The sequence below is a fragment of the Pseudomonas sp. RA_35y_Pfl2_P32 genome, from assembly GCF_963970735.1.
Lineage (GTDB): Bacteria > Pseudomonadota > Gammaproteobacteria > Pseudomonadales > Pseudomonadaceae > Aquipseudomonas.
In genome coordinates this window covers 121,804-146,819 of the sequence record NZ_CAXAQF010000018.1, presented here as the reverse complement: position 1 = coordinate 146,819, position 25,016 = coordinate 121,804, and the positions used below count along the sequence as shown (strand labels likewise).

The 25,016-nt window shown below is 60.6% G+C and carries 28 protein-coding genes; 14 read left to right on the top strand and 14 right to left on the bottom strand.

Going from position 1 to position 25,016, the window contains the following annotated elements:
- Positions 1–166: 166 nt before the first annotated feature.
- The 4 genes from AACY45_RS19295 to AACY45_RS19280 are packed head-to-tail and all read right to left on the bottom strand — an operon-like array spanning position 167 to position 1,881.
- A complete protein-coding gene (locus AACY45_RS19295; protein ID WP_064676164.1) occupies positions 167–376 on the bottom strand; it encodes an SEC-C metal-binding domain-containing protein in 210 nt (69 codons plus the stop codon).
- A gap of 5 nt (positions 377–381) precedes the next feature.
- Positions 382–867, bottom strand: a complete 486-nt coding sequence (locus AACY45_RS19290) for an LEA type 2 family protein (protein ID WP_339546923.1) — start codon at positions 865–867, stop codon at positions 382–384.
- 38 nt (positions 868–905) lie between these two features.
- Positions 906–1,379, bottom strand: coding sequence for a YchJ family protein (locus AACY45_RS19285; RefSeq protein ID WP_339546922.1), 474 nt, complete (start codon positions 1,377–1,379; stop codon positions 906–908).
- Between the two features lie 4 nt (positions 1,380–1,383).
- Positions 1,384–1,881 carry a DUF6231 family protein gene (locus AACY45_RS19280; protein WP_339546921.1) on the bottom strand — a complete coding sequence of 166 codons (498 nt, stop codon included), beginning with the start codon at positions 1,879–1,881 and terminating at the stop codon, positions 1,384–1,386.
- 190 nt (positions 1,882–2,071) lie between these two features.
- Here AACY45_RS19280 and AACY45_RS19275 point away from each other — a divergent pair, with 190 nt between their 5' ends.
- The 4 genes from AACY45_RS19275 (at position 2,072) to AACY45_RS19260 (ending at position 4,738) form a co-directional block, all read left to right on the top strand.
- A complete protein-coding gene (locus AACY45_RS19275; protein WP_339546920.1) occupies positions 2,072–2,761 on the top strand; it encodes an OmpA family protein in 690 nt (229 codons plus the stop codon).
- A 90-nt stretch (positions 2,762–2,851) separates the two neighbouring features.
- A complete protein-coding gene (locus AACY45_RS19270; RefSeq protein WP_339546919.1) occupies positions 2,852–3,568 on the top strand; it encodes an OmpA family protein in 717 nt (238 codons plus the stop codon).
- A 140-nt stretch (positions 3,569–3,708) separates the two neighbouring features.
- Complete coding sequence (locus AACY45_RS19265) at positions 3,709–3,987, top strand: DUF1145 domain-containing protein (protein WP_339546918.1); 279 nt, start codon at positions 3,709–3,711, stop codon at positions 3,985–3,987.
- Positions 3,980–4,738 carry a collagen-like protein gene (locus tag AACY45_RS19260; RefSeq protein WP_339546917.1) on the top strand — a complete coding sequence of 253 codons (759 nt, stop codon included), beginning with the start codon at positions 3,980–3,982 and terminating at the stop codon, positions 4,736–4,738. The genes AACY45_RS19265 and AACY45_RS19260 overlap by 8 nt, the downstream gene beginning before the upstream one ends.
- A gap of 134 nt (positions 4,739–4,872) precedes the next feature.
- Here AACY45_RS19260 and AACY45_RS19255 read toward each other — a convergent pair whose 3' ends face one another.
- The gene (locus tag AACY45_RS19255; RefSeq protein WP_339546916.1) at positions 4,873–5,337 is read right to left on the bottom strand and encodes a CopD family protein; all 465 of its coding nucleotides are present in this window, start codon (positions 5,335–5,337) and stop codon (positions 4,873–4,875) included.
- A 99-nt stretch (positions 5,338–5,436) separates the two neighbouring features.
- Between AACY45_RS19255 and dinG the strand changes: the two genes are divergently transcribed.
- From dinG to pdxH, 5 genes are all read left to right on the top strand, one after another.
- A complete protein-coding gene (gene dinG, locus AACY45_RS19250; protein WP_339546915.1) occupies positions 5,437–7,581 on the top strand; it encodes an ATP-dependent DNA helicase DinG in 2,145 nt (714 codons plus the stop codon).
- 82 nt (positions 7,582–7,663) lie between these two features.
- Positions 7,664–10,048 carry a beta-agarase gene (locus AACY45_RS19245; RefSeq protein WP_339546914.1) on the top strand — a complete coding sequence of 795 codons (2,385 nt, stop codon included), beginning with the start codon at positions 7,664–7,666 and terminating at the stop codon, positions 10,046–10,048.
- Positions 10,049–10,162: 114 nt separating this feature from the next.
- Complete coding sequence (locus AACY45_RS19240) at positions 10,163–11,308, top strand: serine hydrolase domain-containing protein (protein WP_339546913.1); 1,146 nt, start codon at positions 10,163–10,165, stop codon at positions 11,306–11,308.
- A gap of 139 nt (positions 11,309–11,447) precedes the next feature.
- Positions 11,448–12,593, top strand: a complete 1,146-nt coding sequence (locus AACY45_RS19235; protein WP_339546912.1) for an OmpA family protein — start codon at positions 11,448–11,450, stop codon at positions 12,591–12,593.
- A gap of 24 nt (positions 12,594–12,617) precedes the next feature.
- Positions 12,618–13,265 carry a pyridoxamine 5'-phosphate oxidase gene (gene pdxH, locus AACY45_RS19230; RefSeq protein ID WP_339546911.1) on the top strand — a complete coding sequence of 216 codons (648 nt, stop codon included), beginning with the start codon at positions 12,618–12,620 and terminating at the stop codon, positions 13,263–13,265.
- A 5-nt stretch (positions 13,266–13,270) separates the two neighbouring features.
- On the opposite strand, the gene AACY45_RS19225 is transcribed toward pdxH, so the two are convergent.
- On the bottom strand, positions 13,271–13,507 hold the full coding sequence (locus AACY45_RS19225; RefSeq protein WP_339546910.1) for a hypothetical protein: 237 nt from the start codon (positions 13,505–13,507) through the stop codon (positions 13,271–13,273).
- Positions 13,508–13,675: 168 nt separating this feature from the next.
- Between AACY45_RS19225 and AACY45_RS19220 the strand changes: the two genes are divergently transcribed.
- Positions 13,676–14,140: an outer membrane lipoprotein gene (locus tag AACY45_RS19220; RefSeq protein WP_095166966.1), complete on the top strand. Its 465-nt coding sequence runs from the start codon at positions 13,676–13,678 to the stop codon at positions 14,138–14,140.
- Positions 14,141–14,238: 98 nt separating this feature from the next.
- Positions 14,239–14,979 carry a recombinase family protein gene (locus AACY45_RS19215; protein ID WP_339546909.1) on the top strand — a complete coding sequence of 247 codons (741 nt, stop codon included), beginning with the start codon at positions 14,239–14,241 and terminating at the stop codon, positions 14,977–14,979.
- A 1-nt stretch (position 14,980) separates the two neighbouring features.
- Here AACY45_RS19215 and AACY45_RS19210 read toward each other — a convergent pair whose 3' ends face one another.
- The 5 genes from AACY45_RS19210 to nhaA form a co-directional block, all read right to left on the bottom strand.
- Positions 14,981–15,121, bottom strand: a complete 141-nt coding sequence (locus AACY45_RS19210; protein WP_339546908.1) for a DUF6572 domain-containing protein — start codon at positions 15,119–15,121, stop codon at positions 14,981–14,983.
- 155 nt (positions 15,122–15,276) lie between these two features.
- A complete protein-coding gene (locus AACY45_RS19205; RefSeq protein ID WP_339546907.1) occupies positions 15,277–15,753 on the bottom strand; it encodes a hypothetical protein in 477 nt (158 codons plus the stop codon).
- 22 nt (positions 15,754–15,775) lie between these two features.
- The gene (locus AACY45_RS19200; protein ID WP_339546906.1) at positions 15,776–16,030 is read right to left on the bottom strand and encodes a bacteriocin immunity protein; all 255 of its coding nucleotides are present in this window, start codon (positions 16,028–16,030) and stop codon (positions 15,776–15,778) included.
- 8 nt (positions 16,031–16,038) lie between these two features.
- The gene (locus AACY45_RS19195; RefSeq protein WP_445261202.1) at positions 16,039–17,277 is read right to left on the bottom strand and encodes an S-type pyocin domain-containing protein; all 1,239 of its coding nucleotides are present in this window, start codon (positions 17,275–17,277) and stop codon (positions 16,039–16,041) included.
- Between the two features lie 464 nt (positions 17,278–17,741).
- Positions 17,742–18,929: a Na+/H+ antiporter NhaA gene (nhaA, locus tag AACY45_RS19190; RefSeq protein WP_339546905.1), complete on the bottom strand. Its 1,188-nt coding sequence runs from the start codon at positions 18,927–18,929 to the stop codon at positions 17,742–17,744.
- Positions 18,930–19,181: 252 nt separating this feature from the next.
- On the opposite strand from nhaA, the gene AACY45_RS19185 reads away from it, so the two are divergent.
- Complete coding sequence (locus AACY45_RS19185; RefSeq protein ID WP_339546904.1) at positions 19,182–20,276, top strand: PLP-dependent cysteine synthase family protein; 1,095 nt, start codon at positions 19,182–19,184, stop codon at positions 20,274–20,276.
- 142 nt (positions 20,277–20,418) lie between these two features.
- On the opposite strand, the gene AACY45_RS19180 is transcribed toward AACY45_RS19185, so the two are convergent.
- Positions 20,419–22,032, bottom strand: coding sequence for an NAD(P)/FAD-dependent oxidoreductase (locus AACY45_RS19180; RefSeq protein WP_339546903.1), 1,614 nt, complete (start codon positions 22,030–22,032; stop codon positions 20,419–20,421).
- A gap of 106 nt (positions 22,033–22,138) precedes the next feature.
- Complete coding sequence (locus tag AACY45_RS19175) at positions 22,139–22,813, bottom strand: hypothetical protein (protein ID WP_339546902.1); 675 nt, start codon at positions 22,811–22,813, stop codon at positions 22,139–22,141.
- 182 nt (positions 22,814–22,995) lie between these two features.
- On the opposite strand from AACY45_RS19175, the gene AACY45_RS19170 reads away from it, so the two are divergent.
- Complete coding sequence (locus AACY45_RS19170; protein WP_339546901.1) at positions 22,996–23,343, top strand: hypothetical protein; 348 nt, start codon at positions 22,996–22,998, stop codon at positions 23,341–23,343.
- 11 nt (positions 23,344–23,354) lie between these two features.
- On the opposite strand, the gene AACY45_RS19165 is transcribed toward AACY45_RS19170, so the two are convergent.
- Positions 23,355–23,954 (bottom strand): short chain dehydrogenase, encoded by a 600-nt coding sequence (locus AACY45_RS19165; protein WP_339546900.1) that lies wholly within the window; start codon positions 23,952–23,954, stop codon positions 23,355–23,357.
- 104 nt (positions 23,955–24,058) lie between these two features.
- Between AACY45_RS19165 and AACY45_RS19160 the strand changes: the two genes are divergently transcribed.
- On the top strand, positions 24,059–24,967 hold the full coding sequence (locus tag AACY45_RS19160) for a LysR family transcriptional regulator (RefSeq protein ID WP_339546899.1): 909 nt from the start codon (positions 24,059–24,061) through the stop codon (positions 24,965–24,967).
- Positions 24,968–25,016 lie beyond the last annotated feature (49 nt).

The window sequence follows — 25,016 nt, the reverse complement described above, 5'->3', positions numbered from 1 at the left end:
TTGGGCATCGATTCTCATCGAGGCGCGGGGTAGCTCCCCCACTCAGACGCCGAATAGATGAAAGCAAGCCAAACACGACATCAGAAACAGTATTGCAGAAAAGGGGGTAACCATAGATGTGGGAGCGAGCCGGGTGGCGCTCCCACAAGCCCTTGGGGCTAGCGCATCAAGCGCCGTGGCACTTCTTGAATTTCTTGCCGTTGCCGCATGGGCAAGGGTCGTTGCGGCCGACATCTTTCAAGGCGTTACGCACCGGCTCCTGGTGAGCGTGGCCGCAGTTTGGGCCGTGCACATGGCCATGGTCGTGATCATGGTGCTCGTGATGGTCATGATCGTGGTTGCAGTCAGGGCCATGGACGTGGGGTTGCTGGGTCATCAGGGTTACTCCGGAATAAAATCGCCGGGAATTATCTCGCCATAACGCGACAGGTGCACGTCTTTGCCGAAGAATAATCCGGTTTGCAGGGTTCCCTCCAGGCGGTAGGGGATGGGTTGCTCGGGTTTTTTCAGCAACTTGACCACTTCGCGCAGGTGCTGCCACAGGTTCGTGCGGATCGGCACCTGGAAATACCCACTGTTCTTGGGGTCGACACTGAACCATTGATCGCTCTCCCCCTCGGTCAGCAGGAACGGGCCCAAGTGAATGCGGTACTCCAGGCCACGGACCGTCAGGCTGGAGTCATTGGGGTTGTCGACCCGAAAGTACAGCATGAACTTCTGATCCAGCAGCCGGGCCCGGACCACCTCGACCTTGAGCAGGTGGACCTGGGGCTCAAGCTCATCATCGCTGAACCAGGACATGCAACCACTGAGACTCAGGAGCAAAAGCAGGCTGATGCTGTGCAGGGCGCGGCGCTGGTTGAGCATGGTCTGGCTCCCTTTACCCGCTTTACAGGTTCAGTCCTCTAGGCGAAGTACCCGGCACAGCACTTCTTGAATTTCTGCCCGCTGGCGCAAGGGCAAGCGTCATTGCGCCCTGTCTTGAGCGCTACAGTCGGATCGATGAAGTACCAGTGCCCGGCGTTCTGTACGAAAGAAGAACGTTCACGGTGGCTGTGTTCGCCGTTGCTGTCATGCCAGCGCGCAGTGAAGGTGACGAACGCATGCTCGGGCTGGCCGCCGAACACTTCTGAACGTTCCACTTCCAGGCCCAGCCAAGTGCTCTGGGCACTCCAGGCGCTGATTGATTGGCGATCCAGGCCTGGCTGCTGGGCGGGCAGGGTGGTCGCCACCAGGTAGTCGATCAGGCCCAGCACGTAGGCGCTGTAGCGCGAACGCATCAAGGCTTCGGCGCAGGGCGCGGGGTGTCCGGCGTGGTAGTGCCCGCAACAGGCATCCAGTGGTGTGCCGCTGCCGCAAGGGCAAATGGATGTACTCATTGTGTTACCACCAGTATTTTCCGAAATTCTCTGGATTGGCCCAGAACCGTGAGTTGAGCCAGTCAGGTACTTGTTTGTAGTCAAGCAGATCATAGGTGAACAGGGTCAAAACCTGTTCGTCGCGCTGGAAGCGCTCGCTCGCTTGCAGGGCCAGGGAGAAGAAATCGGTGTCCTGCCAGCCGCAGGCACTCAGGTCGGCGAGGACCACAATGCGACTGGCGTTGAGGTTGCGGATCCCGCCGAGCAGGTTCAGGCCGTCGCGCTTGGGTAAATGCTCCAGGCAGTCGAGGGCCAGGGCCAGGTCGAAGCGCTGCGCCGCCAGCTCCGGCGGCAGCGGGCCGGGGGCGATCTGGGCAACGACGGTGTCGGGGTGCGCCAGCTTGAACGCCTGCAGTGCCGGGAAGTCGCTGGCACCGATCAGCAGCAGCCGTTGGGGCGCATAACGATCAAGCAGGGCCGCGAGGGCCTGCTGGGGTGTACGCAAAGAAAAAGCGGCGGTCATCGAGGATCCTCAATCAGAACTGCAGAGACTAGCCTGCCCGAGCGTTCGGGCCTAGAGCGGGTTTGCTCTGGATGTAACGAGCGCCCGTAAATACGGGATGAAGCCAGGGTGGCCTATTGCTGGCGGATATTAAAACTCGGGTCTTTACTGCTTGAATCGGTCGTAAGCCGATCCCTCAGGAGAAAACTCGATGAGCATAGTTCGGACAGCATTACCCTTGGTTCTGCTAACCAGTGTGTTGACTGGTTGCGCAGGTTTGCAGAAAACCGACTGGCCGACCTGTGCGGCGGTGGGCGGCGTGGTCGGTGCGGGTCTCGGCGCGACGAAAAGTTCGGCATGGGCCGGCGGTGGCGCGCTGTTCGTAGGTGGATTGGCAGCCGCCTATTGCTGGGTGCATGGCGACGGCGATGAAGATGGCGATGGCGTACCGGACAGTCGTGACAAGTGCCCGGGCACACCAAAAGGCGTGCAGGTCGATGCCAATGGCTGCCCGCCGCCAGAGCCTGTGGTTGAAGAGGTGGTGGTGGTCAAAGAGGAAACCATCGTCATTCGCGATGTGTACTTCCAGTTCGACTCGGCCAAGCTGACCGAAGCCGACAAATCCAAGCTGCAAACCATCGCCTCCCGCTTGAAGCAGGAAGCAGCTACTGCGCAACTGACCGTCACCGGGCATACCGACAGCGTTGGCAGTGATGCCTATAACGAAAAACTTTCGGATAGCCGTGCGCGTTCGGTGGTTGAGTACCTGATTGAAGAAGGTGTGCCACGTGCCAGCTTCGTGTCGGTACAAGGTGCCGGTGAAAGCCAGCCAGTGGCTGACAATAAAACCGCTGACGGGCGGGCCATGAACCGTCGTACCGAAATCAAAATCAACCGCTAAACCCCTTCGCATCCGCGGCTTGTGCAGTCGCGGATGCGGGTCTTTACTCCTGTGTGACCGGTATGGGCCGGTAACACAGGAGCAATCACCATGAGTCTTCGTGCGCGGACCGTGATACCGGTACTACTGTTCGGCAGCCTGTTGACAGGTTGCGCCACCCACAGCGACGGCACTGCCCCCCTCAATCAACGTACCTGGCCGATCTGCAGCCTTATTGGCGGCCTGGTGGGCGGAGGCCTGGGCGCAATAGAAAGCGGTGGTTGGGCGGCAGGGGGTGCGGCACTCGGTTTGTTGACGGGAGGCTTGATCTGTTACGCGCAGGATGGCGATGAAGACGAAGACGGGGTCTTTGATCGTCGCGATCATTGCCCTGATACCCCGGCCAGTACCTCGGTCGACAACAGGGGGTGTCCGATTCCCCAGTACCCGGCCACCGTCAAGCCGGTCGAGCCGCAAAGTGAAGTCATCACCCTCAGTGACCAAGGCGATGTGTTGTTTGCCTTCGACTCCGCGCAATTGACTCCTGCGGCCCAGGAGCAACTGCTGGGGTTGATGGATAAGCTGAAAAACGCTGACGTGCTGAGTATCAAGGTGGTTGGACATACCGATAGCCAGGGCACGGACGCCTACAACCAGTCGCTCTCCGAACGGCGCGCCAGCAGTGTTGCCGCCTTCCTGCTGGAGCAGGGGCTGGCGCCGGACAAGCTCACCAGCCAGGGCATGGGCGAAAGCCAGCCAGTGGCCGACAACGCCAGCGAAGAAGGGCGGGCGAAAAATCGTCGGGTGGAACTGGTGATCGGCCGCTGATTGACGGCTACCGGATGGGCGATCCTCGTCGATCCGGCGGTTAAACAGCCCGGTGCGGGAGAATTTTCACTGACCTCTGGCGTATCCCTCGCGGAAGTCGTTACTGTGCGCGCAAACAATAATGAAGCACGGGGGAGCGTATGAAAGTGTTTTGGGGGCTGGGCAAGTGTTTGACCCTGATGTTCTGGCTGGTGGTGCTGGTCAACCTGCGGGAGCCGCTGATCAATCCGATTGATTTGCTGGTCAATCTGGCGGCTAGTTTGTTGCTGCTGACCCACCTGCTGGAAGTGCTGCTGGTGCACCGCAGTCTCAAGGACCGTCCTCACCCGTGGCGTGATCGCCTGCAAATCCTCCTGTTTGGCGTTTTCCACCTACGGACCTTGTCGGCCCCGGTCTCTGGGGAGGTCCGCCATGCGTAAACTCTGTTTGCTTGCCGCGCTGGTTAGCCCACTGGCCACGGCGCAGGTGGTCAGTGTGGAAAGTCATTCGCTGATGCGCCTGCCCACTACCACCAGCACCTTGCAGTTGGAACGTCTGGATGTCGCGGACTATGGCACGTTGCTGGTCCCTGCGAACGTCACTGAGTTGGATGTGGGCCAGTTGCACCTGGGGCGCGAGGCGCGGATAACGATTGTTCCCACTGAGCAGGTCCTGCAATTGAAGGTCGGGCATGCCCAGCTTGCCAGTGGCAGCCAGATTACGTCCCGTGGTGCGCCGGGTACTTACCTCAAGGCCGCTCGCGGCGGGCGTAACCTGAATCTGCGGATTGCTTCGTTGGACGCGTCCGAGTTGTCGGTGGATGCTCGTGGCGGCGCCGGTGCGCCGGGTTATGTGGGGCTCGATGGGGCCAACGGCCAGGAACCTGGATGCACCTGGGGCGAGGCCGGACGTGGTGCCGATGGGGATAATGGCGGGGATGGTCGTGCGGGTGCGCCGGGGGCGTTGGTGCGTCTGGAATTGCCGCGTGATTATCCGGAGCAGCAAATCAAGGTGCAGGTCGAGGGTGGTGCCGGAGGGCTGCCGGGGGCGGGTGGTAAGCCTGGTGCGGGGGGTAAGTCCAAGGGCTGCCTTGTCTACCGTGCCGATGGTGGCAAGAACGGGCGTCCTGGGGTGGCGGGGCAGCCGGGGGTAGAGGGGGCGGCGGGAGCTGTTAGTTTGCAGCGTTTGTAGGGAGTGAGTGGTCAGGGCAAGGCGGCCTTCCGGCCGGCCTGTTTTTACTGGTGTGCGAATCTCCGCTGTGGGAGTGAGCCTGCTCGCGATGGCGATCTGCGGCTCGCTCCAGATTAATGGCGGGCTCTGCGTCTTTAAAACATCGGGCGTGCCGCTGCAATGGCGACCAGCACCAATCCCACCATCAAATTGATACCCACTAGGCGGCGTATCCCACCCAGGGTGGCGGCGCCGGTCGGCCAGTCTTCGGCCAGGACGGCCTTGCGTAGCTCGGGCAGTTGCAAGGCTTGAATGCGAATGAACAGTGCGGTCATCACTAGGTACAGGCCCATCATGATCTGCACGTAGCGTGGCGCGGTGTCGAAGCCGCTGAAGCGCAGGTGGATCAGACCCACGCCGCTGATCGGCAGGATCAGCACGGCGACCCAGACCCAGAGAAAAAAGCGCGGGAACACTTCCAGCCACAGTTTCAGGCGGGCCGGGCCCTCCAGGGCCTTTACGGCGGCGGGGCGCAGGACCATCCAGGCGAAAAACATGCCGCCGACCCAGACCAGGGCCGCCAGCACATGCAGGCTATAAATGAAGGCGAAAAGTGTCATTGGGGTACTCCGTTCTGCGCGGGATTAATTAGCGGGGTATGATAGCGGCCGATCCGAACCACTGAAAATTTATCCAGCGTTTTTTGCGCCCGACAATCCATGATCAGCACTGAACTCAAAACCACGATCCAGGGCGCTTATTCGCGTTTTCTCGAAGCCAAGAGCCTGAAGCCGCGCTACGGCCAGCGCCTGATGATCGCCGAAATCGCCAAAGTCCTGGGTGACATCGACACCGACGACGAAGGCCGGCGCAGTGGCGACCCCGCGATTGTCGCGGTGGAAGCCGGCACCGGTACCGGCAAGACCGTCGCCTACAGCCTGGCGGCGATTCCCACCGCCAAGGCCGCCGGCAAGCGCCTGGTGATTGCCACCGCCACCGTCGCCCTGCAAGAGCAGATCGTCTACAAGGACCTGCCGGACCTGATGCGCAACAGCGGGCTGAATTTCAGCTTTGCCCTGGCCAAGGGCCGGGGTCGCTATATGTGCCTGTCCAAGCTCGACATGCTGCTGCAAGAAGGCCATGCGCAAACCGCCACGGCCCAGTTGTTCGAGGAAGAAGGCTTCAAGATCGAAGTCGATGAGGCCAGTCAGAAGCTGTTCACCAGCATGATCGAGAAGCTCGCCGGCAATAAGTGGGACGGCGACCGCGACAGTTGGTCCACCGCTCTGGAAGATGCCGACTGGGCGCGCCTGACCACCGACCACAGCCAGTGCACCAACCGCCATTGCCCCAACTTTGGCCAGTGCGCCTTTTACAAGGCCCGCGAAGGCATGGGCAAGGTCGATGTGATCGTCACCAACCACGACATGGTCCTCGCCGACCTGGCCCTGGGGGGCGGTGCCGTGTTGCCGGACCCGCGTGACACCATCTATGTGTTCGACGAAGGCCACCACCTGCCGGACAAGGCCATCGGCCACTTCGCCCATTACACGCGCCTGCGCTCCACCGCCGACTGGCTGGAGACCACTGCCAAGAACCTCACCAAGTTGCTCGCCCAGCATCCGCTGCCCGGCGACTTGGGCAAGTTGATCGAGCAAGTGCCGGAACTGGCGCGCGAGATCAAGACCCAGCAGCAGTTCATGTTCAGTGCCTGCGAGCAGGTGGCGGACTTCAAGCCCGGCGAAGACGTCGAAGGCCGTGAGCGTCCGCGTCACCGGTTTGTCGGCGGGGTGATTCCCGAGCACATGCGCGAGATGGGCATCGAACTGAAGAAGGGCTTTGCCCGCCTGACCGATGTCTTCACCCGGCTCACGGAACTGCTCAAGGAAGGCATGGACGGCGAGGTCAACATTGGTATCGCCAGCAACCAGGCGGAAGAATGGTACCCGCTGTTTGGCAGCCTGCTATCGCGCTCCCAGGGCAACTGGGAACTGTGGACGGCCTTTACCGCCGAAGACCCTGAAGACAACCCGCCCATGGCGCGCTGGCTGACGCTGGCCGAAAGCGGTTCGCTGTTCGATATCGAGGTCAATGCCAGTCCGATCCTGGCCGCGGAAATGTTGCGGCGCAACCTGTGGAATATCGCCTACGGCGCCCTGGTGACCTCGGCCACCCTGACGGCCCTGGGCACCTTCGACCGGTTCCGCATGCGTGCCGGCCTACCGAAAAAAGCCGTGACGGCGGTGGTGCCCAGCCCGTTCCACCATGCCGATGCGGGTGTGCTGCGGGTCCCTGACCTGCGCGCCGACCCACGTGATGCAGCGGCACACACTGCGGCGATCATCCGCGACCTGCCGGAGCTGGTGGAAGGCTCGCGCGGCACCCTGGTGCTGTTTTCCTCGCGTAAACAGATGCAGGACGTGTTCGACGGTCTCGACCGCGACTGGCGCAAGCAAGTGTTCATTCAAGGCAACCTGTCGAAACAGGAAACCCTGAACAAGCACAAGGCGCGGGTCGATGGTGGCGATTCCAGCGTCCTGTTCGGCTTGGCCAGTTTCGCCGAAGGTGTCGACTTGCCGGGTGCCTACTGTGAGCACGTGGTGATCGCCAAGATCCCGTTCTCAGTGCCCGATGACCCGGTGGAAGCCGCGCTGGCCGAATGGATCGAGGCGCGGGGCGGTAATCCGTTCATGGAGATCTCGGTGCCGGACGCCTCGCTCAAGCTGGTCCAGGCCTGCGGTCGCTTGCTGCGCACCGAAGAGGACCGCGGCACCATCACCTTGCTGGATCGGCGTCTGGTCACGCAGCGCTACGGAAAGGCGATCCTCAACGCCTTGCCACCGTTCCGTCGCGAAATATCTTGAGACAGGGTGGGCGAAAACGCCCACTTCGTTGTCTATCTCCTATCACCGATTTCACACTGGCCCTAGGGAGAACCTGGTTCATATGATTCGCCGCTCGTTACCCGCTGTTTTTGCCCTGATGTTCGCTGCGCCCCTGCTGGCGGCACCTGCCGGGCAGCAGACGCTGTTCAACTTTGTTCGGCCTGCCGATGTGGTCCAGGTGACGACACAGGATGCCAGTCTGCCGCAATCCAACGCGGAGCAAACGGCCGAGGGTGAGGTGCTGCGGCGTGTGACGTTCAACCCGACGGCACAACCGAGCCTGCGCCTGACCCCGCAAACCGGGGCTTGGGACTGGTCGCAGTCCGGGGTCATGAGCCTGCGCCTGCAGAGCGCGATGAACTGGGCTGTGACGCTCTACATAAAGTTCCAGAGTAACGACGGTAAAACCCTGGTCAGCCGTGTCGACCTGCCCGCTGGGCCGGCGCAAACCCTGTTGGTGCCGCTCAAGCCCAGCTCACCCCTGAGCCAGGGCATGAAGGCCGGCCCGCCGATGCCGATGACCGTCGATGGCCAGCGTATTCTGCTGGCCAGCAGTGAAGGTGAGCTGGACCCTGCCCAGGTGGTGTCGGTCACGTTGTCGATGGATCAGCCGAAAGTGGCCCAGAGCATCCTGATCGAGCGTTTTGGCGTACAGGACGGCGCTGCGGTCACCCAGGCGGTCTACGGTTCCCTGGTGGATGCCTACGGGCAATCGACCCGGGCGAAATGGCCGGAAAAAGTCACCACTGATGAGCAGCTCAAAGCGGCCGCCGCCAAGGAGCAGCAGCAATTGAGCGGCTGGCTGGCCCAGCGCGAACGTTCGTCCCTGGACACCTTCGGCGGCATGAGCAAGGGGCCTGCCTTCAAGGCCAGCGGCTTTTTTCGCACCGAGAAGCGCGACGGACGCTGGTACCTGGTGACGCCCCAAGGTCACCCGTTTTACTCCCTGGGGGTCAACACGGTCACCGCCGATGCCAGCCAGACTTACGTCGCCGGCCGCGAAGGCATGTTCGAAGTATTGCCGGGCAACGACCAGCCTTTGGCCGTGCATTACGGTGACGGTGACAACCGCGGCGGCAACGGCGTCGATCGCGGGCGCGCCTTCAATGGTGGTCGCTGGTACGACTTTTATGGTGCCAACCTGCAACGAACCTACGGTCAGCCCTGTGTCACCAGCACTCCGGCGAAGGTTGCTGAAACCGGCACCGAAGCGCCCGTCGCGCCGTGTGCGCCCTATGCCTTCGATGAAAAGCGCTGGGCCGGCCACACCCTCGATCGCCTGCAGGCCTGGGGCTTCAACACCCTGGGTAACTGGAGCGAGCCGGCCCTGGGTCGCGGCGAACGGGTGCCCTACACCTTGCCGTTGTCGATCGTCGGCGATTACACCAGCATCAGTACGGGCAACGACTGGTGGGGCGGCATGCCCGACCCGTTCGACCCACGCTTTGCCATGGCCACCGAACGAGCGGTAGCCATTGCCGCCCGCGACCATCGGGATGATCCCTGGTTGATCGGCTACTTTGCGGACAACGAGCTGGCCTGGGCCGGTCCCGGTGACGACCCCAAGGCGCGTTATGCCCTGGCGTATGGCACATTAAAAATGACCACCGACGTGCCGGCCAAGCGAGCCTTCCTCAAGCAGTTGCGCGACAAGTATCGCAACCAGGCCGGCCTGTCGAAGGCCTGGGGTATCGACTTGCCGGCCTGGGAACTAATGGAAGACCCGGGGTTCGTGCCGCCGGTCCCCAACCCCGAGCACCCGGAAATCGAAGCTGACTTCAAATACTTCCAGAAGGTCTTTGCCGACACCTACTTCAAGACCATCTCCGATTCGTTGCAATGGCATGCGCCCAACCACCTGCTGCTCGGCGGCCGGTTTGCCGTCAGTACGCCCGAAGCGGTGGCGTCGTGCGCGCAGTATTGCGATGTGCTGAGCTTCAACCTCTATACGCTCAAGCCTCAGGACGGCTATGACTTCAGCCAGTTGCAGGCGCTGGACAAACCGGTGCTGATCACTGAGTTCAACTTCGGTTCTCGGGATCGCGGCCCCTTCTGGGGTGGGGTCACGGAGCTGGCGAAGGAGGAGGATCGGGGCCCGGCCTACGCCAATTTCGTCAAACAGGCACTCAGCGAGCCGTCGATTGTCGGGGTGCACTGGTTCCAGTACCTCGATCAACCGGTAACCGGTCGTCTGCTGGATGGCGAGAACGGACATTTCGGTCTGGTGGGGATCACTGACCTTCCGTTTCAAGGGTTTGTCGACAGCGTGCGCAAGGCCAACCTGCAGGCCGTCAATCAGCTCGCCAAGGCCGGCGAACAAGCCCGGCTGGCCGCCGAGAAAGCCGGTAAAGCCGCTGAAAAACCCGAGGGTGAAAAGCCCGCTCACGAGCCGCAGGGCGCGGGGCAGGGCAGTCACACGGGTGGGCATTCGGGCAACGGCCATTAATCGCTGAAACAGCACGTTTAAACCAGCGACCGCCCAGCCCGAGCGGGTTCCCAAAACCCTCAAGGGCTGGAACAATGCGTTATCGAGTCGAGATGTTTCTCTTGGGAGTGATGGGTGCAGATTCAGGGTCATTACGAGCTTCAATTCGAAGCAGTGCGCGAAGCCTTCGCGGCACTGTTCGACAACTCCCAGGAACGCGGCGCGGCATTGTGCATCCAGATCGGTGGCGAAACCGTCCTCGACCTGTGGGCGGGCACGGCCGACAAGGACGGCAGTGAGGCATGGCACAGCGATACCATCGCCAACCTGTTTTCCTGCACCAAGACCTTTACCGCCGTCACCGCCCTGCAACTGGTTGCCGAGGGCAAGCTGCAACTCGATGCGCCGGTGGCTCGCTACTGGCCCGAGTTCGCCGCTGCCGGCAAGGACGCGGTGACCTTGCGCCAGTTGTTGTGTCACCAGGCAGGCCTGCCGGCGCTGCGCGAGTTGCTGGCGCCCGAAGCGCTCTACGACTGGCAGACCATGGTGGATGCCCTGGCGGCCGAGGCTCCCTGGTGGGCGCCGGGCGAAGGCCATGGTTATGCGGCAATCACCTACGGCTGGCTGGTGGGTGAACTGTTACGGCGGGCCGATGGTCGCGGCCCGGGCGAATCGATTGTGGCGCGGGTGGCACGCCCCCTGGGGCTGGATTTCCATGTTGGCCTGGCCGATGAAGAGTTTCACCGTGTGGCGCACATCGCGCGGGGCAAGGGCAATGTCGGTGACGCGGCGGCCCAGCGCCTGCTGCAGGTCACCCTGCGCGAGCCGGCGGCCATGAGCACCCGGGCGTTTACCAACCCGCCCTCGATCATGACCAGCACCAACAAGCCGGAGTGGCGACGCATGCAGCAGCCGGCGGCCAATGGCCACGGCAATGCCCGCAGCCTGGCGGGTTTCTACAGCGGCCTGCTGGATGGCAGCCTGCTGGAAAGTGACATGCTCCAGGAGCTGACGCGCGAGCACAGCCTGGGCGAGGACAAGACACTTCTGACCCGGACCCGTTTTGGCCTGGGTTGTATGCTGGATCAGCCGGACGTACCCAACGCCACCTTCGGCCTCGGCCCTCGGGCCTTTGGTCATCCTGGGGCGGGGGGATCCGTCGGGTTTGCTGATCCCGAACACGATGTGGCCTTCGGTTTTGTCACCAATACCCTGGGCCCTTACGTGTTGATGGACCCGCGCGCGCAGAAGCTCGTGCGGGCCCTCGGCGATTGCCTGTAAAAGGGTGGTTGCCAGGCATTTTTCTGATAAAAGATGCCACAAAGTCATGGAATGGAACCCTGTGGCTTTTCATGTTGCACAGCGTCTGTTTATACGGGTCGCAGACCCACAGCTTTTTATCTCATTTTGTGGATATCCCATGTCACCGAACAAATTTTTAGCCTTGGCCCTGTGTCTCAGCATCACCGGTTGTGCACAAACCCCACAAAGTGACGCAGACGGTGGCCCTTGGTGGTCATTCGGTTCCGGTTCCGACAAGGTTGCGGACAAAGGCAGCGCCAAACCGGACGCCAAGGTCGATGCCAAAACAGCGCCGGCTGCATCTGCCGACAAGACTACTGCTGCCACTCCGGCAACCCCGGCTCCAGTGGCCAAGGCCCAGGACAGCGGCAGCAGTTGGTGGCCGTTCTCCGCCAAGGAGAGCACCCCCAAAGCCGCCGTTGCCGATAGCAAAACCGCCGCACCTGTTGCGCCCATCGCGGCGACCAGCGCTGCTGCCGCAGCGGCCAAGGCCGACTCCGAGAGCAAATGGTGGTGGCCGTTCAGCGACCAGCCCAAGGCTGTGACCAAGGCGGACATCAAGGATGTCCCGATGCCTGATCCGAAAATTACCCAGGCCTGGCTGGACGACTACGAGCCACGCCTGCGCAGTGCTATTCAGGATAAGCGCCTGCAGGTAGAGCGTCGCGAGAACATCCTGGTGGTCATCGTGCCGGTGGATGAGGCCTTCAACCCGAAACGCCCGGCCATGCTGTTGCCTTCGACCCTCGGCCCGTTCACGCGCATCGCCAAGCTGGTGGAATCCGACACCAAGACTTCCGTGCTGGTACTCGGCCACGGCGACTCCTCGGGCACAGCCCCGGCGACCCAGACCCTGAGCAAGGAGCGTGCGACCTCGGTGGCCTCGATCTTCAGCCTCGGTGGCATGAAGCGTGATCGCCTGATGTTGCGTGGCATGGGGGACCTGATGCCGCGTGCAGCGAATGACAGTGTCCAGGGACGTGCCTTGAACCGTCGTGTCGAGATCGTGCTGACCCAGCGCACCACCATGCTGGCCCTGCTGAGCAAGTACAGCTCGCCGACCCCGCCGGTGGCGGAGATGGTTGCGGTCCAGGATGCCAAGCCCGCCAGCGTTGCCCTGGCCGATAAAAAAGCCACGCCTGCGAAAAAAGCCACACCGGCGAAAAAGGCCACCGCCAAGAAAGCCGCGCCGGCCAAAAAACAGCCAGCCAAGACCCCGACCCCGGCGAAGAAACCGGTGCCGGCCAAAGCTGCTGCGAACTGATTGACCCCGCACAAGGAAAACGCCGTGACCCAGGCTCTGGCTGATATGCGCCGTGACTACATCCGCGATGGTTTGACCGAGGCCCAGGCCCCGGCCGAACCCTTCGCCCTGTTTCACCAGTGGTTTGCCGAGGCGGTGAAAACCGAACAGCCTCCGGTCGAGGCCAATGCCATGACCCTGGCCACTGTTGATGCGCAGGGTCGCCCGCATTGCCGGATCCTGTTGCTCAAGGGCCTGGATGAACAGGGTTTTACCTTCTTCACCAACTACCAGAGTGCCAAGGGTCAGCAGTTGGCGGCCAACCCCTGTGCCGCCATGACGTTCTTCTGGCCGACCCTGGAGCGCCAGGTACGCATCGAGGGGCGGGTGGTCAAGGTCACGCCGCAGGAGTCCGATGCCTATTACCAGGTGCGGCCATTGGGCAGTCGCCTGGGAGCCTGGGCTTCACCGCAGAGCAAGGTTATTGCCGACCGTGCCGAACTTGAGGGGCTGCTCAAGGCCACCGAGCAGCGCTTCAGCGATAGCCAGCCAGACTGCCCGGAGCATTGGGGTGGCTATCGCCTGTTGCCCGAGCGCATCGAGTTCTGGCAGGGGCGTGCCAGCCGTCTTCACGACCGCTTGAACTACCGTCTGCAAGACGCTGGTTGGAGCCGTGAGCGTCTGGCGCCCTGAGCAGTCTACCGGGCAGGATAGGTGGCTGCGGCCGCCTCCAGCCACTGCGCCAGGTCACGGCGTTTGATGCGTTGCTGTCGGGCACGTTCCAGTTGCAGTAGCATGAACTGCTTTTTCTGCTCGTCATTACCCGCCAGTGACAGCGCCAGGTCGCGGTCCATCCAGCGCTTGATCCGTACGTACAACCACCAGTGGAAGTACAGGCCGGCGACAGTGGTGACGACAATGATGAAGTAATCCATGGAAATCCTTGGGGCGATGGCGCAATTTTTCGAAATGGCCGCTACTGTGTGATGAACTCGCAGACGCCGCTGTACCGCGCCTGAATGAAACCAATTTTATCCGGGCGGCGCCGTGACAGGCGTCAAGCTGCGGAGTTTAATGAATACCTGTCCTTTGGAGTTGATGTTATGCGTAAGTCTGTTCTGCTGGTTGCTACCTTTTCCACGATGGCGATGTTGCTCACAGGTTGCCAGTCCAGCCTGACCGGTGACTCCTACTCCCGTGACGAAGCGCGTCGCGTGCAGACCGTACGCATGGGCACCATCGAGTCCTTGCGTCCGGTGAAGATCGAAGGCACCAAGACTCCGATCGGCGGCCTGGCTGGCGCGGCAGTGGGTGGTGTAGGCGGTAGCGCCATTGGTGGCGGTAAAGGCAGTATCGTGGCTGCAGTGATTGGCGCAGTGGCGGGTGGCCTGATCGGTTCGGCCACTGAAGAAGGCCTGACCCGTACCCAGGGCGTGGAAATCACTGTGCGCGAAGACGACGGCAGCATGCGTGCCTATGTGCAGCAGGTTCAGGAGAACGAAGTGTTCCGTGTCGGTGAGCGTGTACGCATCTCCACCGTCGACGGCACCAGCCGCGTATCGCACTGAGTTCCAACCGTTAAAACAAAACCCCGATCAGGCACTTGGTCGGGGTTTTTCATGCCTGTTGCATTTTCGTATATTCGCTTTAAGTGCAGTGCAGTGCAGTGCAGTGCAGAGCAGAGCAGGCTCATGGCGATAGCCTCACGCGCCAGCAAGAGTACGTTGCCAAATGGCTGCTGGCCCATCCTGAATTCGTTCTGAGTGGTGCAAGCTTCCAAGACCTTGGCATCAGTGGCTACTCCGGGAAACATCTCGAAAATGGCTTCGGCAAACTTCTCGCAGCAGTCGAGAGTGGTGTCATCAAGTCCGCAGATATTGTGCTAATCGAAGCCATCGACAGGGCCGGGAGACTTGAACCGTCCGTAATGCTCCATCTGCTCACTGGCATTGTGAACGCGGGTGTAAAGCTGATCACGCTGGATGATGGAATCACATACAGCAACGATCCCAACCATTCGAACAACCTCTTTCTTCTGGTCGCCAAAGTCCAGCAAGCACACCAGTACAGTGACGCGTTGAGTCGAAGGATCAAGGATGCGTATACCCGGAAAAGGGAGAAGGCCGCCGCCGGTGATGGCGTCAAACGTCACACACCAATTTGGCTGACTTCCGAAGGCGAGCTTGTCGAAGGTCTTGCTCCGATCATTGTCCAAGTGTTTGAGGATTATGCAGAAGGTCTTGGCGAGCGTCGCATTCTTTCCCGTATTCGTGGCAAGCATCCGTCAGTTGAAACCACAAATCCAACGACGTTGAAGCGTTGGTTGCGGAATCCCACCGCGATTGGTCGTTGGAACGATATTGAGGATGTATACCCTCCAGTCGTCTTATTCAAGTTGACGCTTTAGGTCAAGGTGTCTTGGTTGGACGCTTACCTCCCTGTTGGGCTTTGCCGCCCCATTCGAGGTGGTCAGTGATAACCAGTTCGACAATGGGCTCCTGCTTGGGGATTCCCCAGAAATCAATTACCCGTGCATCTGTGATGGACATGTCTGCTCCCTCAGAAGGTCGGATCAGTTCGAAGGATTTCGGCTCTGGTAAATCCACTGCAATACTTGGCTACTGGTACAGTTTCCGCCGCTCGCCCACACCCCTAGTTTCACCGCCGTGCAGGATGACAGTCCTTGGGTGTGGGCGGGCTGTCGCTACAGCACAACATCTCTATCATTCAACGCGATTTCTATCACCTGCTCTGGCGATAGTCTCTGCGAGTAATCCGCATCACCAAAGTATTCGTCTGGCCAAAAAATCAAATCGGATACGCGCTCATTGGGTATGTTGATTGCCAGCATGTGCAACCAAAAATCGATGTCATGTTCGGCTCCATCGCACTCCATCACCCTTCGGGCCAGCTCAATAAGCTCACGCTTCGTTACATCTGCCACGCGCCTCTCATATGGTGTTGCTAAGACCTTGCGAACCCACGTGTCATGGCTTTGGCCGCCATAAATGCCCTGAAAGTCGATGAACTCAAACTCGGTAATGGCTTCTCGATTGAACGCGGCCAACTGCTCCCGAGTTTGGTCGGGATGTCCGCAATCAATTTGCTCAGAAAGGTTCGTCAGCCGAGCTACCAAAGATTCATCCAGCATCGGCGGCATTAAATCAGATCGAAGCTCCATATGTACTCTCACAGTCCATTGATTATTCTTTGAATCCCGGCAAGCCTTGATCGGCACGCCATTCTTTCACTACACGTGTAACGTCTTCTGCTGATCCGCTTGACCCGTCTTCTGGGTAGTAAATGAGGTCGGTGCCATCGGGATGACCGGTCATCTCACAGAATTGATCTAGCAGGACATCTAACACGTCATCAGTTGCTGCTTTGTTTTCAGCTAGCAGCTTGTGCATGAAGCTGATGAATTCGTCTTCGGTGTAGTCGGTGATATCGTTTTTCATTATCAGTGTCATCCGTTTCTATGAATGTCGATGTGGTGCTTGGGGGGCACGACGCTCAGGTTATCGACATCGTAGACTTTTCCGCCTTTGGATACTTCGTCTGCATGGTGCAGTTCGAATGATCCACGCTTTCCCGCTCGGTCTCTGTAACGTGCCTTTGGTGCCTTGCCTTCTCGCATCCGGTCAACGTTATTGTCTGTGAATTGTTCGACCAGTCCAGTACCGGCTACCGCCTTCCAAAGTGCCCGCCTAAAACTATCGAAATTGCCGAAGCTCTTGCCCCGTAACTGATCAGCAATTTCTGTTGGTATGGGCGCTCCGAGTCCAGCACTCGCCCCGGCTAACCAGATGCCCTTCACGTCTTTTCCTTGTCCTGTTACGGTGCCGGGATCAAGGCGGACATTCATCACGATGTACAACGGCTGCACACCAGAATCAGCCGGGAACACCAGAATGAAATCTTTGTAAGCGTCCGGGTAGATCGGACTGACGATGATGTTATCAGCCTGTTCGGTAGGCGGATAAATCCAAATCTGTGGCACCTGTGGTGCGCCTTCTAGCGCTGGAATTCCTAAAGTGCTGGACGGGTCAGTGGCTGGCGTCCATATCAAGGTTACACCGTCACCAAAGTCAGCCACTTGCTGGGAACCTTGGGCAACGAACTGCATTACCGGAATCATTTCCCAGTCACGGCGCTTCTGGGTGTTGTACCCGTAGCCCTTCAAGGTGCCATCGGCCTGCTGCTCAACGGTTAAACGGACACGTGTCCGTCCTTCCTTAAGCGACTGGAGCTGTTCTTCTGTATATATGCTGCTGTCGCCCAAGCTGGATGGCCACAGCAACGCAACCACTCCCGTCAACGCACCAGCAACAACACCAGTGGTAGCCCCCGAAGCGACAGCACCAGCCGTGCAAAGACCGCCGCAAGACACACCGCCAGCAGCAGTAGCAGCAGCGCCGCCGCCTAATAGAAGTGTTCCCAGTGAAGCGGGTAGGGAGCCACTGATTTTTTTGAGGGGAATGTTACCTTCTGCATCCGTTTCACGACCACCCAGCAAGGCAAACTCGCCATATTGGCTAATCAGATCAGTAGGAATGTATCCACCAGAGTTGTTGTGGTCGATTATGCCGCCAGGGAGATCACAACTCTTGGAAAAGACGCATCCGCGTGGGCTAACTTCCTCCCGCTTCGTGATTGCATTCCTACGTGCATCAGCTTCCCGCTCGTTCCTTGCGTTCGCCGCCACTGTTCTGCACCAAGCCGCCTGTGCTTCCTCTACCGCCTCGGCATGTAGCCTGTTGCCGTCTATCCCATTACATCCCTTATAACTCGGGAATTAGTTTTCAACCGCCATAACACCCCCTGTGCAAACTGACGATCCATGTTTCGTCATTTAAATGCGGCAGGACGCTATCCCATGCTGGGATCGCGTGGCTGTAGGGAAATTCTCAAAAGTTATGAATTATCCGCATTCGCCGCTTTTGAGTTCTCCAGAATGCAATCGGAGGATTCAAAGTCCTACACCCCCAGCTCTTTTTCGGACCCAAGACGACGGTATCAGCGGGTGGAACCATAGTCTGTCTAGTGAAACCGATGCCAAAAAACCCATTATAATTATGCCGACTATTGCTGGACGAAATTGGCAATCATAAGATTGCCGACTCCTTCCAACTGATCGGGGTTTTGTTTTTCTGGCATTCAATCGGCTGACTAGGCCGCTGGTGTCGAGTTCTTGCGGCTCGCCACCACCATCACGGCATAGCCGATCAGGGCGGCGAATAGCGAACCGGTGAGGATACCCATGCGGTCCATGCCGGCGTATTCGCTGCTGCCTGCTACAAAGGCCAGGGAGCCGACGAACAGGCTCATGGTGAAGCCGATCCCGCAGAGAATCGCCACCCCCAGTACCTGGCCCCAGTTGGCGCCGGCGGGTAGGGCGGCAATGCCGGATTTGACCGCCAGCCAGGTCAGGCCGAACACGCCGACGGTTTTGCCCAGCAGCAGGCCAATGGCGATGCCCATCGGTACGGAGTGGGTAAAGCTTTCGACCGTGACGCCGCTCAGCGACAGGCCGGCGTTAGCGAACGCGAACAGCGGCAGGATGCCGTAGGCGACCCAGGGATGCAGGGCATGTTCCAGGCTCAGTGAAGGCGAGGGCTCGGCATTTTTGGTGCGCAGCGGGATGCAGAACGCCAGCGTCACCCCGGCCAGCGTGGCATGCACACCACTCTTGAGCACGCAGACCCAGAGGATCAGGCCAATGATCATATACGGGCCCAGCTTGACCACCCCCAGGCGATTCATCGCCACCAGCGCGGCAATACAGGCACCGGCGAGCATCAACGACAGGGTCGAGAGCGCCCCGGAGTAGAAGATTGCAATGATGATGATCGCCCCCAGGTCATCAATGATGGCCAGGGTCATCAGGAACAGTTTCAGCGACACCGGTACGCGCTTGCCCAGCAAGGCCAGTACGCCGAGGGCAAAGGCAATGTCGGTGGCGGTCGGAATCGCCCAGCCATTCAGTGCTGGCGGGTTGTCGCGGTTGAGGAACCAGTAGATCAGCGCCGGCACCAGCATGCCACCGACGGCGGCGGCACCCGGCAGGACAATCTGCGAAGGCTTGGACAGGTGACCCTCCAGGACTTCACGCTTGACCTCAAGGCCGATCAGCAGGAAGAACAGGGCCATCAGGCCGTCGTTGATCCACAGCAACAGCGGCTTGGCGATTTTCAGGGCGCCGATCTGGGCCACCACGGGGGTGTCCAGTAAGCCAGTGTAAAGCCAGGACAGCGGTGAGTTGTTGACGATCAGGGCCAGTACTGCAGCGGCAATCAATAACAGACCGCTGGCAGCTTCCAACTGAAAGAAACGAGTGAAAGTGCTACGCAGAGGCAAGGTCGCTCTCCATCTATAGATTCAAAAGGTGGGACACCCTAACCTGAGTGGTTAGTTGTTAAAACAAAAGTTATATTCTTTTTTGTTATATACCGTTACAACCATTGCAGCGCAGAGCCTAGCAGTTGGCTGGCGTATTGAACCCCAGCTGTACCTGTGCGTTCTGTAGGTTTTTTCCTAAGCTTAGGGCCTGGCCTGTTGTCACCCCTCAGGTTTGCCCTCCGCCGCCATCACTTCCACGAGACCCCCACCATGAGCGACAGCCGCCAATGGGCCCGCGAAGCCATCCGCATCATCGAGGCCGACTTCCAGCGCAGTGCCGATACCCATTTGATCCCGCTGCCGCTGGCGGGTTTGCCGGGCATCGAGCTGTACTTCAAGGATGAGTCCAGCCACCCCACCGGCAGTCTCAAGCATCGGTTGGCCCGCTCGCTGTTTCTGTATGCGCTGTGTAATGGTTGGCTCAAGCCGGGTGCCCCGGTGATCGAGGCGTCCAGCGGTTCGACGGCGATTTCCGAGGCCTACTTCGCCCGATTGCTGGGTCTGCCGTTTATCGCGGTGATGCCGGCCACTACCTCCCGGGAAAAGATCGCGCAAATCGAGTTCTACGGTGGCAAGAGCCATCTGGTACAGGATCCGACTCAGATCTACGCCGAGTCCGAGCGCCTGGCCCGTGAACACGATGGGCACTTCATCGATCAGTTCACCTACGCCGAGCGCGCCACCGACTGGCGGGCCAATAACAACATCGCCGAGTCGATCTTTCAGCAGATGCGTTTTGAACGGTATCCGGAGCCGAGTTGGCTGATTTCCAGCCCCGGCACCGGCGGCACCACCGCGACCCTGGGGCGCTACGTGCGTTACCGGCAGCACGCCACCCGGGTGCTCTGTGCCGATGCCGAGCGTTCGGTGTTTTTTGACTACTATCAGAGCGGCGATGCAAGCCTGCGCCTGGAGTGTGGTTCGCGTATCGAAGGCATCGGTCGGCCGCGCGTCGAAGCGTCGTTCTTGCCGAAGGTGATTGATGCGATGGTCAAGGTGCCGGACGCCTTGTCGCTGGCGGCCATGCACTACCTGGCGCAGCGCCTGGGGCGCAACGTCGGCGGTTCCAGCGGGACCAACCTGATTGGCGCATTGATGGCGGCCCAGCAGATGGTTGCCGCGGGGGAGAGTGGCTCGATCGTGGCCATTCTGTGTGACGGCGGCGAGCGTTATGCAACCACTTACTACGACCAGGACTGGCTGAAGGCCCAGGGCTACGAGTTGAGTGGCTTGATCGCGGCCGTTGCGGCCAGCGTCGAGCGGGGTGAGGCACTGCCAACCAGTGTGTTGCGCGCAAACATCTGAGATAGATCAGACGCTCAAGACCAATGTGGGAGCGAGCTCGCTCGCGAATACGGTTTCACATTCAACACCACTGTTGATTGATCTACCGCTATCGCGAGCAAGCTCGCTCCCACAGGTTCTGTTTTGCTGAAGTGATGGTGTGTCAGGCTTCCAGGCCCAGGATGTCGCGCGCCACGGCTTCAGCAATTCGAATCCCATCGACGCCGGCCGAGAGAATCCCACCAGCGTAACCGGCGCCTTCACCGGCCGGGAACAGGCCCTTGACGTTCAGGCTCTGCATTGATTCGTTGCGGGTGATGCGCAGTGGCGACGAGGTACGGGTTTCGATCCCGGTCAGCACCGCGTCGTGCAGCGAGTAGCCGCGAATTTGCTTCTCGAACGCTGGTAGGGCTTCGCGGATGGCCTCGATGGCAAAGGCCGGCAGTGCCAGCGCCAGGTCGCCCAGTGCCACCCCCGGTTTGTAGGAAGGTTCGACGCTGCCCAGGGCGGTCGACGGCTTGCCGGCAATGAAGTCGCCGACCAACTGCGCCGGTGCTTCGTAGTTGCTGCCACCGAGCACAAAGGCGTGGGACTCCAGTTGCTCCTGCAACTCGATGCCGGCCAGCGGGCCGCCCGGGTAATCCACTTCCGGGGTAATGCCCACGACAATCCCGGAGTTGGCGTTGCGCTCGTTGCGCGAGTACTGGCTCATGCCGTTGGTGACCACACGGTTGGGCTCGGAAGTGGCCGCTACCACCGTGCCGCCTGGGCACATGCAGAAGCTGTAGACCGAGCGACCGTTCTTGGCGTGGTGCACCAGTTTGTAGTCGGCGGCACCGAGTTTCGGGTGCCCGGCGTACTTGCCCAGGCGTGCACTGTCGATCAGCGATTGCGGGTGCTCGATGCGGAAACCCACCGAGAATGGCTTGGCCTCCATGTACACGCCGCGGCCGTGGAGCATACGGAAGGTGTCGCGGGCACTGTGGCCCAGGGCCAGGATCACGTGGCGGGAGTGGATCTGCTCGCCGTTGGCCAGTTCGACGCCGGTCAGTTGGCCGTCTTCGATCAGCACGTCGGTGACCCGCTGCTGGAAGCGCACTTCGCCCCCCAGGGCACGAATCTGCTCGCGTATGTTTTCCACCACGCCCGTCAGGCGGAAGGTGCCGATGTGCGGCTTGCTGACGTAGAGGATTTCATCCGGCGCGCCGGCCTTGACGAACTCGTGCAGGACTTTGCGGCCGTGGTGCTTGGGATCCTTGATCTGGCTGTACAGCTTGCCGTCGGAGAACGTGCCGGCACCGCCTTCGCCGAACTGCACGTTGGACTCGGGGTTGAGCACGCTTTTGCGCCACAGGCCCCAGGTGTCCTTGGTGCGCTGGCGGACTTCGGTGCCGCGCTCGAGGATGATCGGCTTGAAGCCCATCTGGGCCAGCAACAGCCCGGCGAAAATACCGCAGGGGCCAAAACCGACCACCACCGGGCGCTCGCTCAGGTCTTGCGGGGCCTGGCCCACGACCTTGTAGCTGACATCCGGGGCGGGATTGACGTTACGGTCATCGGCGAACGCCTGCAGCACCTTGGCCTCGTCCCGCAGGCTCAGGTCAATGGTGTAGATGAAGCACAGTTCGGAGGATTTTTTGCGCGCATCGTAGCTGCGCTTGAACAAGGTGAAATCGAGCAGGTCATCACTGGCGATGCCCAGGCGCCGCACGATGGCAGGGCGCAGGTCTTCTTCGGGATGGTCGATCGGCAGCTTGAGTTCGGTGATTCGTAACATGTCAGTATCCGGTTCGCGGGCGCACCAATGCGCCAAGGCGTTGCAAACCGCAGATTATAAGCCCCAACCGGGATGTCCAGTGAGGCTAAAACAACAGCTCGTCGCATCAGTCGCTGCGTGAGCCGCCAAAATAGGCACAGCCGCGTTGGACCTGATCGTTGACCCGCAACTCGGCGCTCATGAACTGGACGCTGGGGCGGCTCGGGTCGACGCAGCGCTGGGGGGCGATCCACAGTTCGACACGCTGGTTGTTGGCTTCGCTGCTGAGGTGAAAGCGCCCGTCACCCAGTTGTTCTTCCAGGTAGGGCAGAGCCAGGGCCGGCTGCCCGGCGCGCTCGACCACCATGCCCTTGCCACTGACCTTGACGCTCCAGTTGGGTGTATTGCCGCCGGCCTGCAGGATCAGTTTCTGGAAGTCCGGGCTGTTGCAGGCACTCGTCGAGCGTTCCAGGCGATACAGCTGCTCGACATTGAGTTGCGCCTGGCCGTCCGCGACTTTTGCCGAGGGTACCCGGCCACGTAAATCGGCAAAGACCTGGTGCTGGGTGCCGGCCAGCGTGGCGGCCTCTTGCATGACGCTGGTGCTGCCGCTGTCATGTACGGCATACAGGGTGTTTCCCTGGCAGGGCTTGAACACCAGCTTGCCGTTGGCCATGCCGAGTTCGCCCTGCATGCGCGTCAGGCCAGCCGTGGAGGGCGCCTGAGGCGAACTCCCGAGCAACTGGCAGCCGGCAAACAGCGGGAGCAGGGCGACAAACATCAGGGAACGGGCAGCACGCATCGTTGGGTCTCCAGGCAGGTGCCGACACGTTACGCAGGCAGGCCCGCGATCACAAGGCCAGTGTTGCCGGAGTCTATACAGGTGCGTCCCCTGCAACATTGTGTGCGATGTTCCTGTGGGTGGACGCCGCAGGCATAGGCTACCCTGCGAGCAGGTTTTTCCATTGAATCAGGAGGGTGCACATGCATTGCAAGGTTTGGATGGTGTTGTTGGCAATGGTGGTAAGCACCGCCAGCCAGGCTGCCGAGATCGGTTTCTCATCGACTTCGGACTTCACCAGGATGCATGTACTGTTAAAGGACATCGATACCTCCGGTAGCGAAATCGTCGTACTGACGGTCACACTTTCCCCCCAGGCCGCGGAACGCGTGCGCAAGGTCAGTACGGAGTCGATCGGGCAGTCATTGACCTTGATGATCAATGGCCGGGTGATCAGCACCTCCACCGTGCATTCAGCGGTGGGTGCGCACCTCCAGATCGCGATGTCGCGAGCAACTGCCAGGGAGCTGCTACCTAGCCTTCTGGAATGAACCGGTTGCGGTCAGCCGACGTGGAAGGTCTGCCCGGTCTGCAAGCCTTCCACACTCTTGGCATAGGCCAGCCCGACATCGGCGCCGGCCACCGGTTTGTAGCCGCGGAAGTAGGGCGCGTAGCTGCCCATGGCCTCCACCAGCACCGTGGGGCTGACCGAATTGACGCGCAAGCCACGGGGCAGTTCGATAGCGGCAGCCCTTACGAAGCTGTCCAGGGCTCCGTTGACCAGCGCCGCCGATGCGCCGCTGCGGATCGGGTCGTGGCTGAGGACGCCGCTGGTGAAGGTGAACGAAGCGCCGTCGTTGGCAAACTCACGGCCGATCAGCAGCAGATTGACCTGGCCCATCAGCTTGTCTTGCAGGCCCAGGGCGAAACTTTGCGCGTCCATCTCGGCCAGGGGTGCGAAGGTCACGTTGCCGGCGGCGCACACCAGTGCATCGAACTTTCCGGTTTTGCCGAACAGCGCACGAATCGAGGCGCTGTCGCTGATGTCGACCTGGAAATCGCCACTGCTGCGGCCGATACGAATGATCTCGTGACGCGCCGACAGCTCCTTGTCGACGGCCGAACCCACGGTGCCGCTGGCGCCAATCAGTAGAATTTTCATCGTGCTGTTTCCTCGAGTGGTGAACGAGGTTTCAGTCTAGAGTGGCTTTTTTCCGAGATAAGCGTGCTAGTAGGCAACCTTTGGTTTTCAATTGGAAACAATCCATGAGCGAAATGGATGATCTGGCGGCGTTCGCCGTGCTGATCGAAGCCGGCAGCTTCACGTTGGCGGCGCAGCGCCTGGGTTGCAGCAAGGGGCAGTTGTCCAAGCGTATCAGCCAGTTGGAGGCGCGATTTGGTGTGGTATTGCTGCAGCGCACCACGCGCCGGCTGAGTCTGACCGCGGCCGGTGCGGCCTTGCTGCCCCAGGCCCAGGCCCTGGTGGTTCAGGTGGAGCGCGCACGCCAGGCGCTGGCGCGCCTGAAGGACGACATGGCCGGCCCAGTGCGGATCACCGTGCCTGTCTCGTTGGGGGAGACGTTTTTTGATGGCTTGTTGCTGGAGTTTTCCCGGCAGTACCCCCAGGTGCAGATCGAGCTGGAGCTGAACAACAGTTACCGCGACCTGTCCCGCGACGGCTTCGACCTGGCGATCCGCTCCGAGGTCGCCAACGACGAGCGACTGGTGGCCAAACCGCTGCTGGCCTGGCACGAAATGACCTGCGCCAGCCCGGCCTATCTCGAACAGTTCGGTGAACCCCAGGCCCCCCAGGCATTGGCCGAACACCGCTGCCTGCTCAACAGCCACTACAGCGGCCGCGAAGAATGGCTGTATCACCAGCAGCACGAATTGCTGCGGGTACGGGTATCCGGGCCGTTCGCCAGCAACCACTACAACCTGCTGAAAAAAGCCGCATTGGCCGGCGCCGGCATTGCGCGCCTGCCGTCCTACCTGCTGCAGGCGGAATTGGCTGAAGGCCGATTGCGCTGGCTGCTGCGTGACTACCAGACCCGCAGCATGCCGATGTACCTGGTGCACCCCTATCAAGGTGGCTTGCCCAGGCGCACGCAAGTCCTGGCCGATTACCTGATCGGCTGGTTCAAGCGCAGTGGGGAGGCGCTGGACAGGCTGTAATCAGTTTTTGAGTGCATAAAAAAACGGCCCGAAGGCCGTTTTCTCTTGA

Bases quoted from the DNA above. Each gene is read 5' to 3' on its own strand.
- AACY45_RS19205 (WP_339546907.1), bottom strand. From the start codon at position 15,753: ATGGAGCTTCGATCTGATTTAATGCCGCCGATGCTGGATGAATCTTTG.
- AACY45_RS19235 (WP_339546912.1), top strand. From the start codon at position 11,448: ATGTCACCGAACAAATTTTTAGCCTTGGCCCTGTGTCTCAGCATCACC.
- AACY45_RS19225 (WP_339546910.1), bottom strand. From the start codon at position 13,507: ATGGATTACTTCATCATTGTCGTCACCACTGTCGCCGGCCTGTACTTC.
- AACY45_RS19180 (WP_339546903.1), bottom strand. From the start codon at position 22,032: ATGTTACGAATCACCGAACTCAAGCTGCCGATCGACCATCCCGAAGAA.
- AACY45_RS19290 (WP_339546923.1), bottom strand. From the start codon at position 867: ATGCTCAACCAGCGCCGCGCCCTGCACAGCATCAGCCTGCTTTTGCTC.
- AACY45_RS19270 (WP_339546919.1), top strand. From the start codon at position 2,852: ATGAGTCTTCGTGCGCGGACCGTGATACCGGTACTACTGTTCGGCAGC.
- AACY45_RS19260 (WP_339546917.1), top strand. From the start codon at position 3,980: ATGCGTAAACTCTGTTTGCTTGCCGCGCTGGTTAGCCCACTGGCCACG.
- AACY45_RS19255 (WP_339546916.1), bottom strand. From the start codon at position 5,337: ATGACACTTTTCGCCTTCATTTATAGCCTGCATGTGCTGGCGGCCCTG.
- AACY45_RS19275 (WP_339546920.1), top strand. From the start codon at position 2,072: ATGAGCATAGTTCGGACAGCATTACCCTTGGTTCTGCTAACCAGTGTG.
- AACY45_RS19220 (WP_095166966.1), top strand. From the start codon at position 13,676: ATGCGTAAGTCTGTTCTGCTGGTTGCTACCTTTTCCACGATGGCGATG.
- AACY45_RS19200 (WP_339546906.1), bottom strand. From the start codon at position 16,030: ATGAAAAACGATATCACCGACTACACCGAAGACGAATTCATCAGCTTC.
- AACY45_RS19160 (WP_339546899.1), top strand. From the start codon at position 24,059: ATGAGCGAAATGGATGATCTGGCGGCGTTCGCCGTGCTGATCGAAGCC.
- dinG (WP_339546915.1), top strand. From the start codon at position 5,437: ATGATCAGCACTGAACTCAAAACCACGATCCAGGGCGCTTATTCGCGT.
- AACY45_RS19280 (WP_339546921.1), bottom strand. From the start codon at position 1,881: ATGACCGCCGCTTTTTCTTTGCGTACACCCCAGCAGGCCCTCGCGGCC.
- AACY45_RS19245 (WP_339546914.1), top strand. From the start codon at position 7,664: ATGATTCGCCGCTCGTTACCCGCTGTTTTTGCCCTGATGTTCGCTGCG.
- AACY45_RS19185 (WP_339546904.1), top strand. From the start codon at position 19,182: ATGAGCGACAGCCGCCAATGGGCCCGCGAAGCCATCCGCATCATCGAG.
- AACY45_RS19210 (WP_339546908.1), bottom strand. From the start codon at position 15,121: ATGTCCATCACAGATGCACGGGTAATTGATTTCTGGGGAATCCCCAAG.
- AACY45_RS19170 (WP_339546901.1), top strand. From the start codon at position 22,996: ATGCATTGCAAGGTTTGGATGGTGTTGTTGGCAATGGTGGTAAGCACC.
- AACY45_RS19285 (WP_339546922.1), bottom strand. From the start codon at position 1,379: ATGAGTACATCCATTTGCCCTTGCGGCAGCGGCACACCACTGGATGCC.
- AACY45_RS19295 (WP_064676164.1), bottom strand. From the start codon at position 376: ATGACCCAGCAACCCCACGTCCATGGCCCTGACTGCAACCACGATCAT.
- AACY45_RS19165 (WP_339546900.1), bottom strand. From the start codon at position 23,954: ATGAAAATTCTACTGATTGGCGCCAGCGGCACCGTGGGTTCGGCCGTC.
- AACY45_RS19265 (WP_339546918.1), top strand. From the start codon at position 3,709: ATGAAAGTGTTTTGGGGGCTGGGCAAGTGTTTGACCCTGATGTTCTGG.
- AACY45_RS19175 (WP_339546902.1), bottom strand. From the start codon at position 22,813: ATGCGTGCTGCCCGTTCCCTGATGTTTGTCGCCCTGCTCCCGCTGTTT.